General features: G+C 46.6%; 23 protein-coding genes. 7 read left to right on the top strand and 16 right to left on the bottom strand.

Translation table 11 applies throughout. The features are described from left to right. Positions 1 to 182 precede the first annotated feature (182 nt). The 5 genes from G9U52_RS27640 (at position 183) to G9U52_RS27620 (ending at position 5356) form a co-directional block, all read left to right on the top strand. The gene (locus G9U52_RS27640) at positions 183 to 1328 is read left to right on the top strand and encodes a permease (RefSeq protein WP_243767586.1); all 1146 of its coding nucleotides are present in this window, start codon (positions 183 to 185) and stop codon (positions 1326 to 1328) included. Positions 1329 to 1342: 14 nt separating this feature from the next. Further along, positions 1343 to 2386: a TIGR03943 family putative permease subunit gene (locus tag G9U52_RS27635; RefSeq protein ID WP_166153890.1), complete on the top strand. Its 1044-nt coding sequence runs from the start codon at positions 1343 to 1345 to the stop codon at positions 2384 to 2386. 95 nt (positions 2387 to 2481) lie between these two features. Continuing rightward, the gene (locus G9U52_RS27630; RefSeq protein ID WP_166153889.1) at positions 2482 to 3435 is read left to right on the top strand and encodes an aldose 1-epimerase; all 954 of its coding nucleotides are present in this window, start codon (positions 2482 to 2484) and stop codon (positions 3433 to 3435) included. 186 nt (positions 3436 to 3621) lie between these two features. Further along, positions 3622 to 4380, top strand: a complete 759-nt coding sequence (locus G9U52_RS27625; protein WP_166153888.1) for an IclR family transcriptional regulator — start codon at positions 3622 to 3624, stop codon at positions 4378 to 4380. Between the two features lie 205 nt (positions 4381 to 4585). Continuing rightward, positions 4586 to 5356, top strand: coding sequence for a fumarylacetoacetate hydrolase family protein (locus G9U52_RS27620; protein WP_166153887.1), 771 nt, complete (start codon positions 4586 to 4588; stop codon positions 5354 to 5356). 116 nt (positions 5357 to 5472) lie between these two features. Here G9U52_RS27620 and G9U52_RS27615 read toward each other — a convergent pair whose 3' ends face one another. Both G9U52_RS27615 and G9U52_RS27610 read right to left on the bottom strand, forming a co-directional pair. Further along, positions 5473 to 6024: a DUF420 domain-containing protein gene (locus tag G9U52_RS27615; protein WP_166153886.1), complete on the bottom strand. Its 552-nt coding sequence runs from the start codon at positions 6022 to 6024 to the stop codon at positions 5473 to 5475. Positions 6025 to 6167: 143 nt separating this feature from the next. Continuing rightward, complete coding sequence (locus G9U52_RS27610; protein WP_166153885.1) at positions 6168 to 6656, bottom strand: hypothetical protein; 489 nt, start codon at positions 6654 to 6656, stop codon at positions 6168 to 6170. A gap of 188 nt (positions 6657 to 6844) precedes the next feature. Between G9U52_RS27610 and G9U52_RS27605 the strand changes: the two genes are divergently transcribed. Then, entirely contained in the window at positions 6845 to 7075 is a 231-nt protein-coding gene (locus tag G9U52_RS27605) for an alpha/beta-type small acid-soluble spore protein (protein WP_166153884.1), read from the top strand. A gap of 509 nt (positions 7076 to 7584) precedes the next feature. On the opposite strand, the gene G9U52_RS27600 is transcribed toward G9U52_RS27605, so the two are convergent. The 3 genes from G9U52_RS27600 to G9U52_RS27590 are packed head-to-tail and all read right to left on the bottom strand — an operon-like array spanning position 7585 to position 8463. After that, complete coding sequence (locus G9U52_RS27600; protein ID WP_166153883.1) at positions 7585 to 7857, bottom strand: YolD-like family protein; 273 nt, start codon at positions 7855 to 7857, stop codon at positions 7585 to 7587. A 28-nt stretch (positions 7858 to 7885) separates the two neighbouring features. Then, positions 7886 to 8254: a YolD-like family protein gene (locus G9U52_RS27595; protein WP_166153882.1), complete on the bottom strand. Its 369-nt coding sequence runs from the start codon at positions 8252 to 8254 to the stop codon at positions 7886 to 7888. Further along, a complete protein-coding gene (locus G9U52_RS27590) occupies positions 8251 to 8463 on the bottom strand; it encodes a WYL domain-containing protein (protein WP_166153881.1) in 213 nt (70 codons plus the stop codon). Before G9U52_RS27590 ends, G9U52_RS27595 begins: the two co-directional genes overlap by 4 nt. A 234-nt stretch (positions 8464 to 8697) precedes the next feature. Between G9U52_RS27590 and G9U52_RS27585 the strand changes: the two genes are divergently transcribed. Continuing rightward, on the top strand, positions 8698 to 8916 hold the full coding sequence (locus tag G9U52_RS27585; RefSeq protein ID WP_207953240.1) for a hypothetical protein: 219 nt from the start codon (positions 8698 to 8700) through the stop codon (positions 8914 to 8916). A 58-nt stretch (positions 8917 to 8974) separates the two neighbouring features. Here the strand turns inward: G9U52_RS27585 and G9U52_RS27580 are convergent, their stop codons facing one another. From G9U52_RS27580 to G9U52_RS27535, 11 genes are all read right to left on the bottom strand, one after another. Further along, positions 8975 to 9796, bottom strand: a complete 822-nt coding sequence (locus G9U52_RS27580) for a DUF1906 domain-containing protein (RefSeq protein ID WP_166153879.1) — start codon at positions 9794 to 9796, stop codon at positions 8975 to 8977. Further along, on the bottom strand, positions 9780 to 10250 hold the full coding sequence (locus G9U52_RS27575) for a phage holin family protein (protein WP_166153878.1): 471 nt from the start codon (positions 10248 to 10250) through the stop codon (positions 9780 to 9782). The genes G9U52_RS27580 and G9U52_RS27575 overlap by 17 nt, the downstream gene beginning before the upstream one ends. A 61-nt stretch (positions 10251 to 10311) precedes the next feature. Then, a complete protein-coding gene (locus G9U52_RS27570; protein ID WP_166153877.1) occupies positions 10312 to 10449 on the bottom strand; it encodes a CD1375 family protein in 138 nt (45 codons plus the stop codon). 49 nt (positions 10450 to 10498) lie between these two features. Then, positions 10499 to 10606 (bottom strand): CD1375 family protein, encoded by a 108-nt coding sequence (locus G9U52_RS41055; RefSeq protein ID WP_279538760.1) that lies wholly within the window; start codon positions 10604 to 10606, stop codon positions 10499 to 10501. A 3-nt stretch (positions 10607 to 10609) separates the two neighbouring features. Next, a complete protein-coding gene (locus G9U52_RS27565; protein WP_166153876.1) occupies positions 10610 to 10969 on the bottom strand; it encodes a hypothetical protein in 360 nt (119 codons plus the stop codon). Then, positions 10966 to 11844 (bottom strand): pectinesterase, encoded by an 879-nt coding sequence (locus G9U52_RS27560; protein WP_166153875.1) that lies wholly within the window; start codon positions 11842 to 11844, stop codon positions 10966 to 10968. Before G9U52_RS27560 ends, G9U52_RS27565 begins: the two co-directional genes overlap by 4 nt. After that, positions 11844 to 12476: a baseplate wedge 1 family protein gene (locus tag G9U52_RS27555; RefSeq protein ID WP_279538759.1), complete on the bottom strand. Its 633-nt coding sequence runs from the start codon at positions 12474 to 12476 to the stop codon at positions 11844 to 11846. Before G9U52_RS27555 ends, G9U52_RS27560 begins: the two co-directional genes overlap by 1 nt. Positions 12477 to 12486: 10 nt before the next feature. Further along, positions 12487 to 13662: a baseplate J/gp47 family protein gene (locus tag G9U52_RS27550; protein ID WP_166153873.1), complete on the bottom strand. Its 1176-nt coding sequence runs from the start codon at positions 13660 to 13662 to the stop codon at positions 12487 to 12489. A gap of 1 nt (position 13663) precedes the next feature. Continuing rightward, positions 13664 to 14017, bottom strand: a complete 354-nt coding sequence (locus G9U52_RS27545) for a contractile injection system sheath initiator (protein ID WP_166153872.1) — start codon at positions 14015 to 14017, stop codon at positions 13664 to 13666. An 11-nt stretch (positions 14018 to 14028) separates the two neighbouring features. Further along, positions 14029 to 14493, bottom strand: coding sequence for a Gp138 family membrane-puncturing spike protein (locus G9U52_RS27540; RefSeq protein WP_207953238.1), 465 nt, complete (start codon positions 14491 to 14493; stop codon positions 14029 to 14031). A gap of 96 nt (positions 14494 to 14589) precedes the next feature. Continuing rightward, positions 14590 to 15561: phage protein (locus G9U52_RS27535; protein WP_207953237.1), on the bottom strand; the 972-nt coding region annotated here is incomplete at its 5' end.

Raw genomic sequence — 15561 nt, 5'->3', positions numbered from 1 at the left:
AGCGGCAATATGAACCCGCCATGCTTTTTTTACATCATACGGCTTCAATCTGATACTGTCAAGACGATGAAGGAGCCACAGGCGCTGTCCGAATTATGGTTTTTGCTCGCTGCATGTCCTATGTGCTTGACTTCTTACATACGCTATAATAATAATTACGATTTGAAAGGGAGATATGTCCATTGCAAACACCATTTCTTCGCTGGAGTACCCATGTACTCACCCTTATATGCCTAGTTTTATTATTCCTTATTTTCACCCAAAGGCAGACTCCAGACTTTTCTTTTATGACCAGCACGAATGTACAAAGCTTTAAGACGATTTTTTTAAGCATCATTTTGGAGGCTTTTCCTTTTGTATTGCTCGGTGTATTGGTTTCAGGTATACTGCAAATGTTCGTTTCCGAGCAAACGATTCGTCGTTTGATTCCCAAAAATCCGGTGCTTGGCATTTTATTTGCCTGCTTGGTCGGAGTTATATTCCCACTTTGTGAATGTGGCATGATTCCGGTTATTCGTCGCTTAATGCGCAAAGGGATGCCCGTTTACGTTGCCGTTGTCTTCATATTAGTGGGGCCCATTATTAATCCCGTCGTCTTTGCTTCCACCTATATGGCCTTTCGAAGCCGCCCAGAAATTGCTTATTCCCGAATGGCTTTGGCTTTTATCGTCGCACTTGTGATCGGTTTAATCGTTTACCGATTTTTCAAAACAAATCCATTGCGTAATACACCCAGCCTGCCTGCTTTATCGGCTTCACATATGCATACTCATGTAGAACCCCACGCTCCAGAGCCTTCCACTGTTCACCTTCATGAGCATAAGCATGACCGCGGCCACCAGCATGACCATCAGCACGATCACGACCACCAGCATGACCATCTGCATGACCATGCCGCGCCAGCCACTGTAGGAAACCGAATTTTTGGAGTATTGGGCCATGCCTCAGATGAATTTTTTGATATGGGTAAATATTTAATGTTTGGTGCCATTATTACAGCCATTATCCAAACGCTGGTGAGCCGGGAAAGCCTTGTTTCCATCGGACAAGGGGGCATCACGTCACATTTGTTTATGATGGGCTTGGGATTCATTTTATCACTTTGCTCCACTTCCGATGCATTCGTAGCTTCTTCGTTTACATCAACCTTCTCCACAGGCTCGTTATTGACATTTCTTGTGTTTGGACCAATGCTAGATATTAAAAGCGTCCTGATGATGCTTGCTGCCTTTCGTGCCCGCTTTGTTCTCGCTTTATCTGTCTTAGTCGTTGTTGTTGTCCTAATTTGTTCGCTTATTTTTGAGCAAATTGTATTTCCTATTACATAAAAGGAGCTGCTGCGATGAATACCAAGCTGCTAAGCCTGCACCATCTCATTAAAGCCACGATTTTGTTCGGATTTGCTATGTATATTGTTTATTTGGTCAAAACCGACAATATCCTCTATTACATTGCACCACGGATGGTCGATTATGTGAAATGGTCGGCCGTTGGCTTTTATGCGATAGCCGTTTATCAGGTTTACCAAACGATACGTACCTTCTGGGGCTCCAAGGCTGCTTGTGATTGCGACCATGACCATACCCCGTCCCGATCAGTTTTGAAAAATGCTTTAATTTATGGCTTATTTTGCTTTCCCTTGCTGCTTGGCTTTGCTCTTCCGGATACAACGATGGGCAGCAGCCTTGCCGCCAAAAAAGGCATGAACCTAAGCAGTGCAAATTCCGTCAAAAAAGAAACTTCGTCCAATGCAACTGCATTGTCAGAGTCTTTATCTGCACCGGGTGCCACGGCAACGGCCCCATCTACACCTGGGATCGGCAGCTTAACACCAGTACCCTCCCCCTCAGGCAATAGCGCCGGCGCAGGAAATGCAGCTGGGACTACAGCTGGAAGCTCGGCAGGTGCCGGATCAAGTGCCAAATCATCCACTGACCCCGATGAAATGTTTCCTTCCGATAAATTCACCCAGCATTATGCTGCATATGCCAAGCAATTATACCAAGATGGTGGTGTAATTCCGGTTAAAGAGGAGTTGTTCCTGGAAACCTTGACCACAGTAGATTTGTACTTAGACAAATTTGTAGGTAAAAAAATGCAGCTAACGGGCTTCGTATACCGCGAGGATGACATGAAGAATACGCAATTCGTAGTCGGGCGCTTTACCATTCAATGCTGCTCCGCAGATGCTTCACCCTATGGGGTGCTGGTTGACTATGACCGAGCCGAGCAATTTGCTGATGATTCGTGGGTAACCGTTACGGGCACCATCCAGCAAACGAAATTTAATGACATGGATATCATGCTGCTAAAGGTAGAAAAAATTACAAAAGCAGAACCGGCCAAGGCGCAATATGTATACCCCAATTTCGATTTTGGCGCCTAATTCCCTTTGGCCTATCCAACCAGCGCTAGTACCATGACGCTGGTTCTTTATGTTACAATATGAACATTCAAAAACCCATTAAAGGAGATGACCTGATGATTAAGCAAATGGATTGGCAAGGCACAGTGGTGCATGTACTGGAAAATGACGTTTTAATTGTCTCTATTTGCCCAGAAATCGGTAATAATGTATACAGCATCTGGGACAAAAAGCTGCAACGGGAAATGCTGCGAACGCCAGAAAGCCCAGCGGCGCTCGCTGAGCAATTCGTCCAGTTCGGGACGCCTATATTGATGCCGCCGAATCGGATCCATAAGGGACAATTCCAATTTGATGGCCGCGATTACCAGCTGGATATAACCCAGCCCGCTACTGGCAACCATATTCACGGTGTAGTGCGCCAGCAGCCTTGGAAGATGACACAAGCTGGAGAGAATGAAACCGGACAGCTGTTTATTACCTCAGTGTTGCGATTGGCTGAGGATGAGCATGTACAAAGCCAATACCCACATGCTTTGGAGCTGGAAATCACTTATACCTTAGATGGCGGCAAGCTCATCCACTCCCTAAAAGCTACTAATAGTGGCGAGAAGCTGGCGCCATTTGGTTACGGCTTGCACACCTGGTTCTTAATCGACGGTGAGCCTGATAGCTGGAAGCTGCAGCTTCCTGTAGAAGGCATCTGGGAGCTGGATGCTGTTAATGTGCCAACAGGCAAGATCCTTCCTTTAGAACGGTACGAGGCTTTAATCGAAGGGGACAGCTTACAAGGCCATAACATGGATACCGTATTCCAGATTGGTGACAATCCTTGTGTTGCCATCTTATCCAAGGATCAGGTGCAAATTCGTTACAGCGGCTCCGAGTTGTTCAAGCAATGGGTTATTTTCACCAAGGGCGAAGCGCAGGATTTCATCTGCCTGGAGCCTTACACCTGGGTAACAAATGCTCCGAATATCGACCAGCCTGCTGAGGTTACAGGTTTGCGGGGAATTGCACCAGGTGAAGCCTTACAGCTCGAAGTTACTTTAGAAATCATTCATACTTAACCTAAACCTTCGAAACCTCTTGCGGCCGACTATGGCTACAAGGGGTTTTTGTATGGCCTCCTCTCGCAATCCCTATATATGAGCCTCATTGACTCTCTTATCTACTCGGTGCTAAGATATTCTTATATTTGTATTGCTCAGGTGAACTTATTTCAACATACGATACACTCAGAGGATGGAGCACTTATGGAAAAAAAATATTGGGTTCCCGCTCTCGAGAAAGCGCACTCCGTTATCCGCCTTATTGCTGAAGAGCCCTCCAAGCTAAAGCTCACGGAGCTCTGTAAACGATTGGATATTAGTAAAAGCTCAATGTTTTCTTTGCTGCAAACGATGGAAACGCTCCAATGGATCACCCGCGACCGTTCCGATACCTATACACTAGGCATGCATTTTGGTCTAATGGGCAATGCTTTTTTTAGGCAATTTGATTTGATCGATACATTCCGGGCAGAAGCGAATAAGTATATGCACGAAATGAATGAATCGATCCAGCTCGCAAGCCTGGATGGTACTGAAATCATTTATTTGGCTAAAGAGGCTGCACCGTCGCTGGTGCAAATGGTATCTGGACCAGGCACCCGCCTGCCCGCGCATGCAACAGGGCTTGGTAAAATGCTGCTATCAGGGTTTGAGGATTCGCAGATTAGCTTGCTTTATCCAGATGACGTTCTGGCAAGCCTTACGCCCTTTACTTTAAGGACGAAGCAGGAATTGCTGGAGCAATTAGGCATAATTCGAAATCTTGGCTACGCTGTTGACCTGCAAGAGGGCGTTATGGGCTTTAATTGCATTGCAGCACCCATTTATCAAACGGGTGGCCATATGGCAGCAGCGGTGAGCTTCTCTATGCCACTGCACCATTGGGAGGAGAAGCGTGATCGAGCGCTCAAGGGCGTGCTTACGCTGGCTAACAAGCTGTCCTTCAGCACAGCAGCAGATTAATGGGATTGTCGCAAAAAGAGAACCTCCACCCCACTTCGTATTGGGATAAGGAGGTTTTTTTGTGGCTCCATGAAGCTCGCGCTTTATTTATTGACCTCCGATCAGAGGGATGCTACAATTAGCTTAATTATGAACCTAGTTCATAATACAGAACTTAATTGATCCATATCAAAAATACATGCTTTTCCAAAGGAGCCCTTATACCATGAAATTTGCACGCTTTCAATTAAATACGGACGGTTCCATCCTGCAAGCAGTTTTGAGAGAACAAACGCTTTATGTAACAGAAGGCGATATTTGGGGCAAGTGGAATTACAAAGGGCCTTCCTACAATTTGAATGAAGTTACCCTGCTGGCTCCCTTTGTACCTAATTCGATTATTGGCGTTGGCAAAAACTACATAGCATCAGGCGAGAGTAAGCCCGAGAAGCTTCCGGATATCCCTGTATTTTTTTATAAGCCCGTATCCTCGGTTATCGGGCCTGAGGCTGACATTGTTATTCCAGCAGGTGCAAAGGAAATTAAATTCGAGTCTGAGTTAGCCGTAATTATCGGCAAGCAAGCCCGCCATGTCTCCGAGCAGGATGCGCTGGATTATGTTTTTGGTTACACGATAACCAATGACATTACAGCCTCGCAATTTTTTCATCCGGATGGCCACTGGATGGTCGGCAAATCCTTCGATACCTTTACTCCACTGGGTCCTGTTATCGAAACCGAGCTGGATTTAACACAAGTGAGGGTTCAAGCTCAGCATAATGGACAACGCAAGCAGGACAGTGGGCTGGACTTGATGATATTATCCATTCCCTTCCTTATCGCTTATTTATCACGGGTTATGACTTTACAGCCAGGTGACGTTATCTTAAGCGGCTCGCCAGCAGGGGCTGATTTTATGGGGGCAAGCGAACTGATTGAATGCCAGATTGATGGCATAGGGATTTTGCGTAACTCAACGGTGCTTGCATCCCACTAAGATATTGGCCTTCTCCCAAATTGAAACGTAAAAGAACCTCCAATCCACGATTTAGGTGAATTGGAGGTTCTTTTTTTGTAAATCAGCAATTGTCTGTCTGCGCCCTGTCGGTCCAATTAATAATAAGGCGAGATCAGCAAATACACAATAACTCCGGTAAAGCTGACATATAACCAAACCGGCATGGTCCAGCGGGCAATTTTACGATGGCGTTCAACTTGCATATTCAACCCTCGCGTAACGGAAATCAAGGCAAGTGGGACATTGATGATCGCTAACGATACATGTGTAATTAAGACAAAGAAATAAATATATTTCATCGTATCGCCCCCACCAAACTTGGCCGGCTCGGTAAGAAAATGATAAATCACATAAGAAATCAGGAATAACGTCGTAGAACCAAAGGCTGCAAAAATAAAGCTTCTGTGCAGGGGGATATTTCTTTTTTTGATCGCATACAACGCCAATAGCAGCACGATAAAAGTAAAGCAATTAAAAATCGCATTAAGCAGCGGGAAAATCGTCACATCAAAATCAAGATGTCCGTCATACCCCGGCAAAAAAAACAAAAGCGTTATAATCGATACCAAAACAATGGAAAACACAATGATAAACGGTGTGTAATTACGTTCCTTTAACAGCTTGTTACGGCCATCATCCTTACCCATCTACTTACCTCCAGCTACTAATATTCAAAATCATTACTATCAGCTATATTACGGTCAATTTAGATCTAGCTCTACAATAAATGATAATGGGGCCAACAACAAGTAGATACCTTCCGCTTTTATAACAATATTTCGAACAAAGCTTATTGTTGCTCACTTTGCTTTACCAGAGCAGACACAACCTTAACCGTGTCACCAAAATAAGGCACATAATCCAAGCCGTCTACAAACAACAGAAAATACTTGCCAATAGCAACAATTTGCTGCCTATACGATTGCAAATCCACCGCATAAACATTATGCTCCCTAGGCTCGCCATGCTGCCGCTCCTCCAGTTCCGTCAATTCCAGCGTTTGTCCACCATCCAGGTGACGAACACGAAAGGAAAAGGCCCGGCACTCCGGGTCGCCGCAGCCGCAGCAAAAAAAGGGCATACGTGCCCACTCCTCTACCTTTCCCCAGCGGTACGGTTCAACATCCTGCGATATGCTATAAATCAAAGCAGGCAGCCCTACGTCTACACATAGTGGTTCATCAATCAATATGTCCCCATCAGCTACGAGCTTAACGTCGGCATGAATGATTTGCAAATCTGCGTCCCAGGACCAGTTGTTGTAGCTTAAACTAAACAAAGTGCTTCCTCCTCACACTCCAACCTTTGATGGCTATTATTATAGGGATTCCTATCTGAATTGTATAGATTTTGCTCAAAACTAGCCACAAAGATCGCTGTGCCCATTACCTATTTATTTCCAACTATTTGCTTGTCTAATATTTAAAACTTCGTACATACTAACTCTATGAAACGGAGGTGATTAAGATGGCACAAGGGCAATCCCGTAGCAGTAATGTACTAGTGGTACCTCAAGCCTCACAAGCTTTGGAGCAACTGAAGTATGAAGTGGCACAGGAATTAGGCATTCAAATTCCTCAGGATGGTTACTATGGCTTTATGGCTTCTCGTGATACAGGAGCAATCGGTGGTCATATTACACGTCGATTGGTTCAAATCGCTGAGCAGCAGCTAGCTGGCAGTAACTTCTCGAGATAATGGAACACTTTTCATACTTAGTTAGGGTGGCCCGCACGGGTCGCCTTTTTTGTTCATGCAAAAAACAACCACCGACAGTAGCTGCCGGTGGTTAAAAGCGATTTCTTTTTGAATAAAATAAAAAATAAATAGATAAAGCTCATATAAGGGCGGAATACGCATCATAAAATAAGAGGACAAAAAAATCGCGAGTGCTTCTCTCTATAATAGGGGACCGAAAGTTACTTAATCCTTGTCTCTATCCTTTCCCCTCTGCTCCATTAAGCTTGCCATGTTGTAATTGCTTTCGAATTATTTTAGGTCTGTAACATCTTTAACGATAATGTCAAAAATGGCGGTATGACGGTGTTTTTATAATTTATTAGTGTAACATATTTAACTAAATTTACATGAGAAAATAGGATTGCGTGGGCAAATATGTGGTCAAAAGTTTTAGTCGGATCGGCTCATCGGTTCGGCGTTTCCTTTCCTTCTGAAAAGTATTTCCAAAAAAAAAAGCCCTGAGAAGATCAGTTCCCAGGGTTATCTACTTTCCAGATATCCAAGAATGGCACTTTGGTTACATCACCATACCTGCTGATATGAACCGTTCTGGAGCGAGGGTCCATATTTGTGATCCGCCCACGCACTTGTTCCGTCAGGCCCCATACAGTTAAAAGAACCTCTTGCTTCTCTTGGTGTGCTTCGACCAACTTTTCTCCCAACTCCTCCAGTTCAAACTCATCACGGGTTGGGCGTTTTGGTATGGCATTCTTTCCTACAGTTTTCGCTAACTTGGACATTGTTCATTCCTCCTATTTAAAAAGCTTGTTATATTTCCACCTGATCAAACTCCGCATGAATAATATCCTCGAACGGGATCCAGCGCCAATCATCCCCTAACTCATCAAGCAGGATCTTCACGCCTCTACGCGTTTCAATTTTGTCCACTTGCCCTGTTATATCTTCTCGATCGTATTCACCGTGTAGTAGGGTAAGTGTAACCGGCAGGCACGAAGCTCTGGCACTGCGGATCAGTCCATTGATATAGTCTTTTTCGTCGTCAGTTAGGATAGGTTTGACAAGCTGTTTGCTCTCCTCGGCCTGCCTTTTCAGTGCTGCTACATACTCGGGCAGCATCATCCGGCTGGACTCCCAAAGCCCGTTCCCGACAAGCTTTTTTCTCTGTGGTTCCTTCATGAGGTTCTCCTTATTTGTTCCAATGGATGGACGGCTAGAACGTTGTCGATTCGGAACACCTGCGGCGCTTTGCGTTCCATGCAATACGCCTTGATCGTCCTGCCTCCAATGGTACGGATCTCGATTCGCCGCTGGGTCAACTGCCCGTTGGGTCCCTGGTAGATGATTTCGACAATATGACCTATGTACTTACAAAGAGTTTTTTCCAATAGAACCGCCCCTCCAAATATACGAACACATATTCCTATATTCTACATAATATAGAACACAAGTTCGTATTACAAGAGATATTTTTGTGAAAATAAAACTGTAGAGAAGCCACCCTATAAAATGTTATACTAAAATATGACAATTATAAGTGTGTATTCAACATATGGAAGGTGTGTGGTTTGGTGGAGTATCAAGTTAAAGACGGGGCTCAGGTAAGAACGCAGGAGAAGTCGATGAAAAAAGAAGACGTTTACGGTAAATCCAGTTTAATCGGCAGTTTGCTGTTTTGGAGTGGTGCAGTCACCATATTCATTTCTCTACTTGCCGTTTTGTTTTTTAAGGCTCCTATGCTAACATCTACATTTTCGATAATCGGTGGAATTGCGATAGCCGGATTTGGAGAAATAATAATTTTGCTCCAGAAGATTTATATTAACACTAAAAAGGATTAATAAGCCCTCTACCTGGAAACAGGATGGAGGGCTTTTCTTTGTTCGAGTATTATTGAATTTAATCCCCGATCTTAACGCCGTTCTGCCTGGCCAACATAGTCGCCATAATCAGCAAAGCATCCGAAATTGTTATATCCCTGTTACTTGCTTGCTCAGCCCAGTTGTAATTCTCAAGCAGCCCTGCATGGTATAAGCCGTCCAAAGATTTAGCGAGCTGATCCCATTTCCAGTCTGCTTCGTATTCAACCATTTGCTGTTTTTCCATACCGTCCTCAGCCTCCTTCTCTTCTTCGATAGCGGCCAAACTCCACCAGCCCTCTGCCCCATAGGATTCGTTAAGGTCCACGCCGATCCCGTTAACCTCGATATCGTTCCTGAATTGGTAGATGTGAATGCCGTCCACCACTTTGCCACGGCTCCATGCATAGGTCTGCCAGTAGTGGGAGCAAACACCGGCAGCCTGAACAGCTTCCACCACATATGCGGATCCGTACACGCCTGTTGCATAGCCTGGCGTAGCTTCGTCAAATGCCTTCAGGTAAGCAAGTATCAAAGGCATCTGCCCTGGCGTTGCGTCGAAGTCTACAGCAGCATAGATCGTACTGCCCTCAGGCTGCCCGATATCCTTGGCTAGCTGGAGCGCTGTGGATCCGTCGTTCTTTCCTCCATCTTTCCCTGTTAGTGGTCTGCCGGCTGACGTCTCGAATACGGAAACGATGTGCATGCCAGCTGCCGTAATAATCTCGGCCTCTGCCAGCGTTAGCGCCTTCCAACTGTTCACCGGAACCAGGTAACGGGCTACGAAGGCATTCCCGTCTGCAGCAAATGCTGCGGCTGTATTAACAGTTAAAGCTGTTGCACAATCAATTCCCTTTGCCATCGATGCCATCCCCCTTTTTCTCGAAATTAGTAAACTCCTTAACAATGAAGCTTGGTAGGTTGACGCCAAGGATACCGAAATTCTGAATGACCGATAAGGCTTCCTTGCCTACATAAAAGTAGATGGCAAGTGTACGAAAGGCTGGAGCATCGTTACCTACGAACTCATCGAGCAAGATACTGAGCGCAAGCACAGCGAGGATTACGGCTTTTTTTATGCCTCCCCAAAACATAACTTCTGCGTCTAATTTCTTATTTTTAATGGCACCTGCTACTCCTGATAAATAATCCGAAACCATGCAGAACACAAGTATCCGTAACCCGATATCCCAGCCACCTAGGTACGAACTAGTAATGAAACCCAATATCGATAATATTCCGCTATAGGCAGCTATCTTTTCATTGGTGCCGATCACTGCCGTAAGTAAGCCGCCAAGCACTAATTTAATTGTCATTTCTATTTGTCCTCTCCGTTATCAGACATAAAAACAACCCCGATTGCTCGGGGCACGTTCTCTACTCTGGCAATGGCTTGCCGTCCGTGTCTAGTCCTAGCGCTAGTAATTCAGCTTCTACAGCAGGCTGTAGATTAACAGGAACCTGTGCAAACGTTTTGTAACCTTTGATGATGAGCGTTACGTATACAGTGACCATGATATCACCTCCTCCCAGTAAACAAAAAAGAAGCCACACCAGGGCTCCTTTAAGCATCTGCATCAAGTAAGGCTTTCACATCAGGTCGAAGATTCTCAGGCACGTCTCCAATTACCTTTTTACCAGCTTTGATTAGTTTGTAGTAAACAGTCGCCATTGACTAGACCCCTCCTAAAAACATTTCATACAGCTCGACAAGAGCTAGCATGTTATCGATATTCTCTTCTTCAAGTTGCGCAATCCGTTGATCCTTTTGCTGCTCAGGAGTGAGAGGTAACTGAGCACGAGTGTCAGTGAAATCGCTCGGATTAATCGCGTCAAGAAGACGGATTGTAGTTGAGCCATTCGTTATGAATTGCCCTGTCTCGTCCTCGCTGTGCGTGAAGCCGTCCACAACTAGAATATCGGCTGTTGTGCCTCTGGCTGCTGAATCAACACCCGTGACATTTCCACCATCAATGGAAATTAAATCAGGTATGAGCATTCGCACAAATCCATCTACATGCAAAATTGCTATCATCGAATAACACCCCCTGTGCTAAATGCTTCGGCAGTTGTACCCGCGGGCTGCGTACCGCCTTTTCCAATTGTTCCCGCAGTCGATGCATAAAGCCCTATCGTATTTCCTGTGCCCGTGTTGTTAGTGCTTCCAACTACAGACATAAAATCGGAATAAATAGCCACGCTACGATTTGACAATACATTCCCCGCAGTATATACAAAGGACGAAACGGCTCTAATACCTTCAAATGCGCCACTTGATGTTACAAAATTGGTATTCAAATGCGCCCATTGACATCCATCTACTGTAATGGCTGCGCCGGTTGTCGTGGTCACATTTAAACCAGACGATTTAACCTTGCACCCACATACTTGCATGAGAATGGATATAACGCTGACTGTAGCTGATGCTGTGTTTCCGATTAATTCTAAAATTCCTTTTCCATTAAACCCGGCAATGTTAATAGCTTCGGCATACGTCCCTGCGGCTATGTTAATAATTACCGAGTGGTTAACGATTTGAGGTATTTTGTTAATTGCAAACTGAACTGTTCTGTATGGTAGCCCAATCGATCCGTCTCCGGTTGTATCGTTCCCTGTTGTCGAAACGTAAAGCGTCATAGTCCCTGTTGTCTGTGCTGGACCTAAGGCCCCATTCAGAGCAGCAACGAGTGCAGTAAGATCTGCATCACTTACGCTAAATCCTCGGTTTGCACTTAGCTGTCCCAGAGCTGCCACCATAATGGATACTTGCCTATATAGCTTATTATGAAGGGCTGAAGGAGCTACACCAGGCACCACCCCGCCAACTCTTTGTGCATCCGCAAGATACTGTACGTCGTTCTCGATATTGCTCATCGTTTCGTTAAACACTTTAAAATTACTGGTTGCCACTATGCCCACTCCCCTTCGTCATAGCCTTTTAGCTGACTGTTGCTAATGTCATACGCGAACAACGGATACGCCTGAAACCAGTAACCCTCGTCATACCCTTTGATCGCCGAGTTGTCCAAGTCATAGCCGAATATCGCATCATCGTAAAAACTGAAATTCGCTCGGACTCCGGCTGGTTTCGGCAGGATATATCCGTTAGCAATCAAATCCTTTTCCAGCGGCGTGGACAAGCCGACAACGCCCAGGCTAATACTCATATCTTGGTTGTCCACGATGACCAACATCAGGTACTCGAAAATGTTTGCCCACAGGTCACGGATCTGCGAGATTGTCCCGTCCCACTGATTCGTCGCAATTTTAGTTTTAATGATCAACCGGAAATTAGCGTCGTCCAACTCAGGACTTGACCCATCTGTAGGCTGGAAGTCTACCTTGCGACTACGCCCCACGATCTCGCCAAGTGTGTCGAGCTGCTTGCCGATAGCATTGTCGATATCGAAAAGAGTCGGTACCGTTTTGGTTGCTGCAACACCGTCATCCGTGATCGTAAGGGCAGCAGACAGCCAAGCCATAAACTTGGGCTGCGTCTTGTGCTGGGAGGTGATAAGGTCTATCTGTTTATCGATCGCCATGGCTACCTCCTCATGTCACGTTTACGACGATGTATGCTGTGTTACCACGAGTTACTTCATTAAAGAGGATAACGATATCGGCTGTACTCGGCGAGCCTCCATGCTTTGCCGCTGTTAGCCCCGTGATCGAGAACTGGGGTTTGTTAGGTACCTCATTAGCAGCAAAGGAGGCGCTCCACAAGCTCGATACATAAAGGTCATCACCGATCAGCAGGCTGTCACAGTACGCCGCGATGGCTGCTTTGATATCGGCTGTAGTGTTGCTGGTGTAGCCTGACAGCGCCTTAACGTTCACGACCACATCAATGTCCACGTAGGTCGGCCGGTAGAAACGGACGAAAGTAGGATTACCGTACGCATCGGTAAGGATGATTTCCGTCGTGCCGTTGGTGTAGCAACCTGGACCCTTCTTCTCGTAGATGGCAGATGCGATCGACGTACTGTCGCCACCCTCCACAACTGCTGTAACCGAGTGAGCAGGCAGCCCGTCAGGATCTGTTACATTTGTATCGTTCTCGTACACCCTGAAACGCGTTACACCAGAAACAGCAGCGACAGCACCTTGCATACCTTCCAGCACCGTACGGCTAGGCTGTGCTGTACTGATCGCTTGCCTGGAGCGCAATTGCGCATCTGTCTCCACGTTAGTCCCGATGGAGGCAGCTAAGTCGTTTGTGATCGATGTCCAGCCGTATGTCGGTGTGACAATCTTATTAAGCTGCCCAGGGTTAGCTGTAACAGGTCCCGCAATTTGGCACGTTGCCAGCGCTGTAGCCTGCCCTGCGCCATCCAATACAATCGGACTGGATAAGCTCCAGCCGTTGCCATTGGTATCACCGGCTACGCCATTTGTGATCGTTGTTCCGGCTGTGCCTGTCAAAGTTACGTAGCACGTTGAGAATACGGCTGCTAGGCGTTTGATGCCGTTCAGTTTTACGATGATATCCAAAGGACTCCCGAGTGCCGTAGAGGGTCCTCTACTGTTATACACGCCCTGGCTTGTTAAGAACGAATCATAAATGATGTCAGCCACTGCCGAGATCCATTGGTAATCCTGTGTGTCTATGCCAAGATAAATATCAGACCCGAAGATCGTTTTAGCATCGGCTACCAGCTGGTCACGGATATCTGTGTAAGCCGGTATGTGTAAGCCGCTAGCATCGATGAAGGGTGCAAAATAAGCCATATTAGAAAATCACCTCTGTTTCTGCATCGCCGTAAATCGTTTCTACTTTGCAGGACAAGCCATATTTGCGATCCTCGTAGATGCTTTTGAAATCTTTAATCCGGAGGACTCCCAGCGTGGCCAAGATGTTGTCCTGGACCAGCAAGTCTGTTGCCTGTATGTGCTGAGGTGTGCCGGGCGCTCCGAGGATATGTTGGAACAATGGTAACCCGGTACCCGTTGATTCCCACCACTCCCCCTGCAGGAGCAGCAGATTTGTTTTGATGGCCTGGCTGACGGCTAAGGTGCCAGTTATAAAATCATCGCCGTTACCTCCGAATGTGTAATCTCCGTTATTGAGTTTTCGGTATCGCATGCTGCTCCTCCTTACGGCGTTATTGGTGTGCCGTTGATCCGCACAATCGGCGCATCGATGTCGATCGATCCAGCTCCCAGCGTAATCGCAACAGATCCGTCATCCGAACGGAGCTGCGCGGCATCAGAAGCATAACCAGCAAGCACCCGCGGCTGGCTCCACACACCGATGATCGCAAACCCGTCCGACAGTTCATGCCGCCGGGACTCGATCTGGTTCTGGACACCGCCGCTGCTAAACCACGCATCAATGCACCTATCTGCAAATACCACAAGGCATTCATCACCCGGTACGATCGGCAGCGTAAGCGCAAAACCTCCCGCTCGAGGGATCACGATGGGCACGTCCAGTAGCAATGGTATTTCAAACCAATGTGTCACTAATTGCTCATCGATTATCTTCTCCCTGATCGCTGTTTGAACTGTAACTGTTTGAGTAGCAGGGTCAAATTCTTGGATGATACCAGGAGTAGCCACGCGCAGATCCGCTGCGAAAGCTGCCAGCATCCTGCGGTAAAACTCTTCGTCTTCGTCCAGGCGTTCACTAATTGGGCTGGTCATCATTGCACCTCTTTAGAATGGGTTTGCCGTAACTGCTGATACCATGCCTGGGAGGATTCCCGCTTGGCTAACGGTTTCGCATTCACATTCCCATGCGTCTCCACGGGTATCGCCAGTGTAGGTGATCCCGATAACCCGGTATAAACCTTCTGCGTCCAAGTTGCGGATAATCTGACCCGTCTGAAAGGTCTGGGCACGGATCTGGCTGTTATCGATCCGGACAAACCGGTTGATCTTGATCCTTGGATTCAGCAGGCTTTTGAAGGTGATGCCCTGGTCATTTTGAACAGGTTGCCCGATCAATCCGGATGCAGGAGACAATTCGATAATCTCCCCTTCTGGCGGATCCGTTACCTTAACCAGGTTGATTTTGCCATCCTCCATATAAAACGAGGCATCCTGCGTTTGTGCAAGTTGCCTCAGATAATCCTTTGCTAAGCCGAAAACAACCTTGCCCCTGCTCAACTCCGCTTTGTCGAAACCGTCTGAAATGCTGCCGATCTGCGCCGGCACTTTCGCCTGGCTTGCGATCTGCTCCACCAAGTTACGTGAAGATTGCCCCTTCAAAACGGAGAAACCAACAAAACCCTGGTTCATGAATCGGTCGCCGTCCAGCGAAACCAGGGTAAGGCGATAGGTAACCGCGTCCTCTTTATCCCGGATTGGCTGGATGATATCTCCATCGAAAATAACGCCGTATTGGTCGCCCTCGTAACCGGCTTCTACGATGATGCGGTTGCCTTCTTTAATGATGGCATTCTCCGTGTTTGGCTCCAAGTTGTACAAGACGATTTCGCAAAAGTTCGGGGGTTGCAAGAGCGTCTTTTGGATCTTAAAGGTGCATCTTAACTGAGATACATCCAGCGCTGTGCCATCTGGACCGCTGACAATAATCCGATACCGCCTGCCATACAGGATACCGCCAAGCGCTTGGGAATTCGCCACCACTCCGAAATTCGTTTCGGGTATAATTGGCTCCTGCAC

This window comes from Paenibacillus agricola (assembly GCF_011440305.1).
Classification (GTDB): domain Bacteria; phylum Bacillota; class Bacilli; order Paenibacillales; family NBRC-103111; genus Paenibacillus_S; species Paenibacillus_S agricola.
This window is presented reverse-complemented; position numbering and strand designations above follow the sequence as displayed.

Excerpts from the sequence above, each read along its gene's own strand:
- G9U52_RS27595 (WP_166153882.1), bottom strand. The coding sequence starts at position 8,254 with ATGAAGGAACCACAGAGAAAAAAGCTTGTCGGGAACGGGCTTTGGGAG.
- G9U52_RS27575 (WP_166153878.1), bottom strand. The coding sequence starts at position 10,250 with ATGACAATTAAATTAGTGCTTGGCGGCTTACTTACGGCAGTGATCGGC.
- G9U52_RS27555 (WP_279538759.1), bottom strand. The coding sequence starts at position 12,476 with ATGGCGATCGATAAACAGATAGACCTTATCACCTCCCAGCACAAGACG.
- G9U52_RS27635 (WP_166153890.1), top strand. The coding sequence starts at position 1,343 with ATGAATACCAAGCTGCTAAGCCTGCACCATCTCATTAAAGCCACGATT.
- G9U52_RS27550 (WP_166153873.1), bottom strand. The coding sequence starts at position 13,662 with ATGGCTTATTTTGCACCCTTCATCGATGCTAGCGGCTTACACATACCG.
- G9U52_RS27630 (WP_166153889.1), top strand. The coding sequence starts at position 2,482 with ATGATTAAGCAAATGGATTGGCAAGGCACAGTGGTGCATGTACTGGAA.
- G9U52_RS27585 (WP_207953240.1), top strand. The coding sequence starts at position 8,698 with ATGAAAAAAGAAGACGTTTACGGTAAATCCAGTTTAATCGGCAGTTTG.
- G9U52_RS41055 (WP_279538760.1), bottom strand. The coding sequence starts at position 10,606 with ATGGCGACTGTTTACTACAAACTAATCAAAGCTGGTAAAAAGGTAATT.
- G9U52_RS27565 (WP_166153876.1), bottom strand. The coding sequence starts at position 10,969 with ATGATAGCAATTTTGCATGTAGATGGATTTGTGCGAATGCTCATACCT.
- G9U52_RS27570 (WP_166153877.1), bottom strand. The coding sequence starts at position 10,449 with ATGGTCACTGTATACGTAACGCTCATCATCAAAGGTTACAAAACGTTT.
- G9U52_RS27615 (WP_166153886.1), bottom strand. The coding sequence starts at position 6,024 with ATGGGTAAGGATGATGGCCGTAACAAGCTGTTAAAGGAACGTAATTAC.
- G9U52_RS27600 (WP_166153883.1), bottom strand. The coding sequence starts at position 7,857 with ATGTCCAAGTTAGCGAAAACTGTAGGAAAGAATGCCATACCAAAACGC.
- G9U52_RS27580 (WP_166153879.1), bottom strand. The coding sequence starts at position 9,796 with ATGGCAAAGGGAATTGATTGTGCAACAGCTTTAACTGTTAATACAGCC.
- G9U52_RS27625 (WP_166153888.1), top strand. The coding sequence starts at position 3,622 with ATGGAAAAAAAATATTGGGTTCCCGCTCTCGAGAAAGCGCACTCCGTT.
- G9U52_RS27605 (WP_166153884.1), top strand. The coding sequence starts at position 6,845 with ATGGCACAAGGGCAATCCCGTAGCAGTAATGTACTAGTGGTACCTCAA.
- G9U52_RS27545 (WP_166153872.1), bottom strand. The coding sequence starts at position 14,017 with ATGCGATACCGAAAACTCAATAACGGAGATTACACATTCGGAGGTAAC.
- G9U52_RS27620 (WP_166153887.1), top strand. The coding sequence starts at position 4,586 with ATGAAATTTGCACGCTTTCAATTAAATACGGACGGTTCCATCCTGCAA.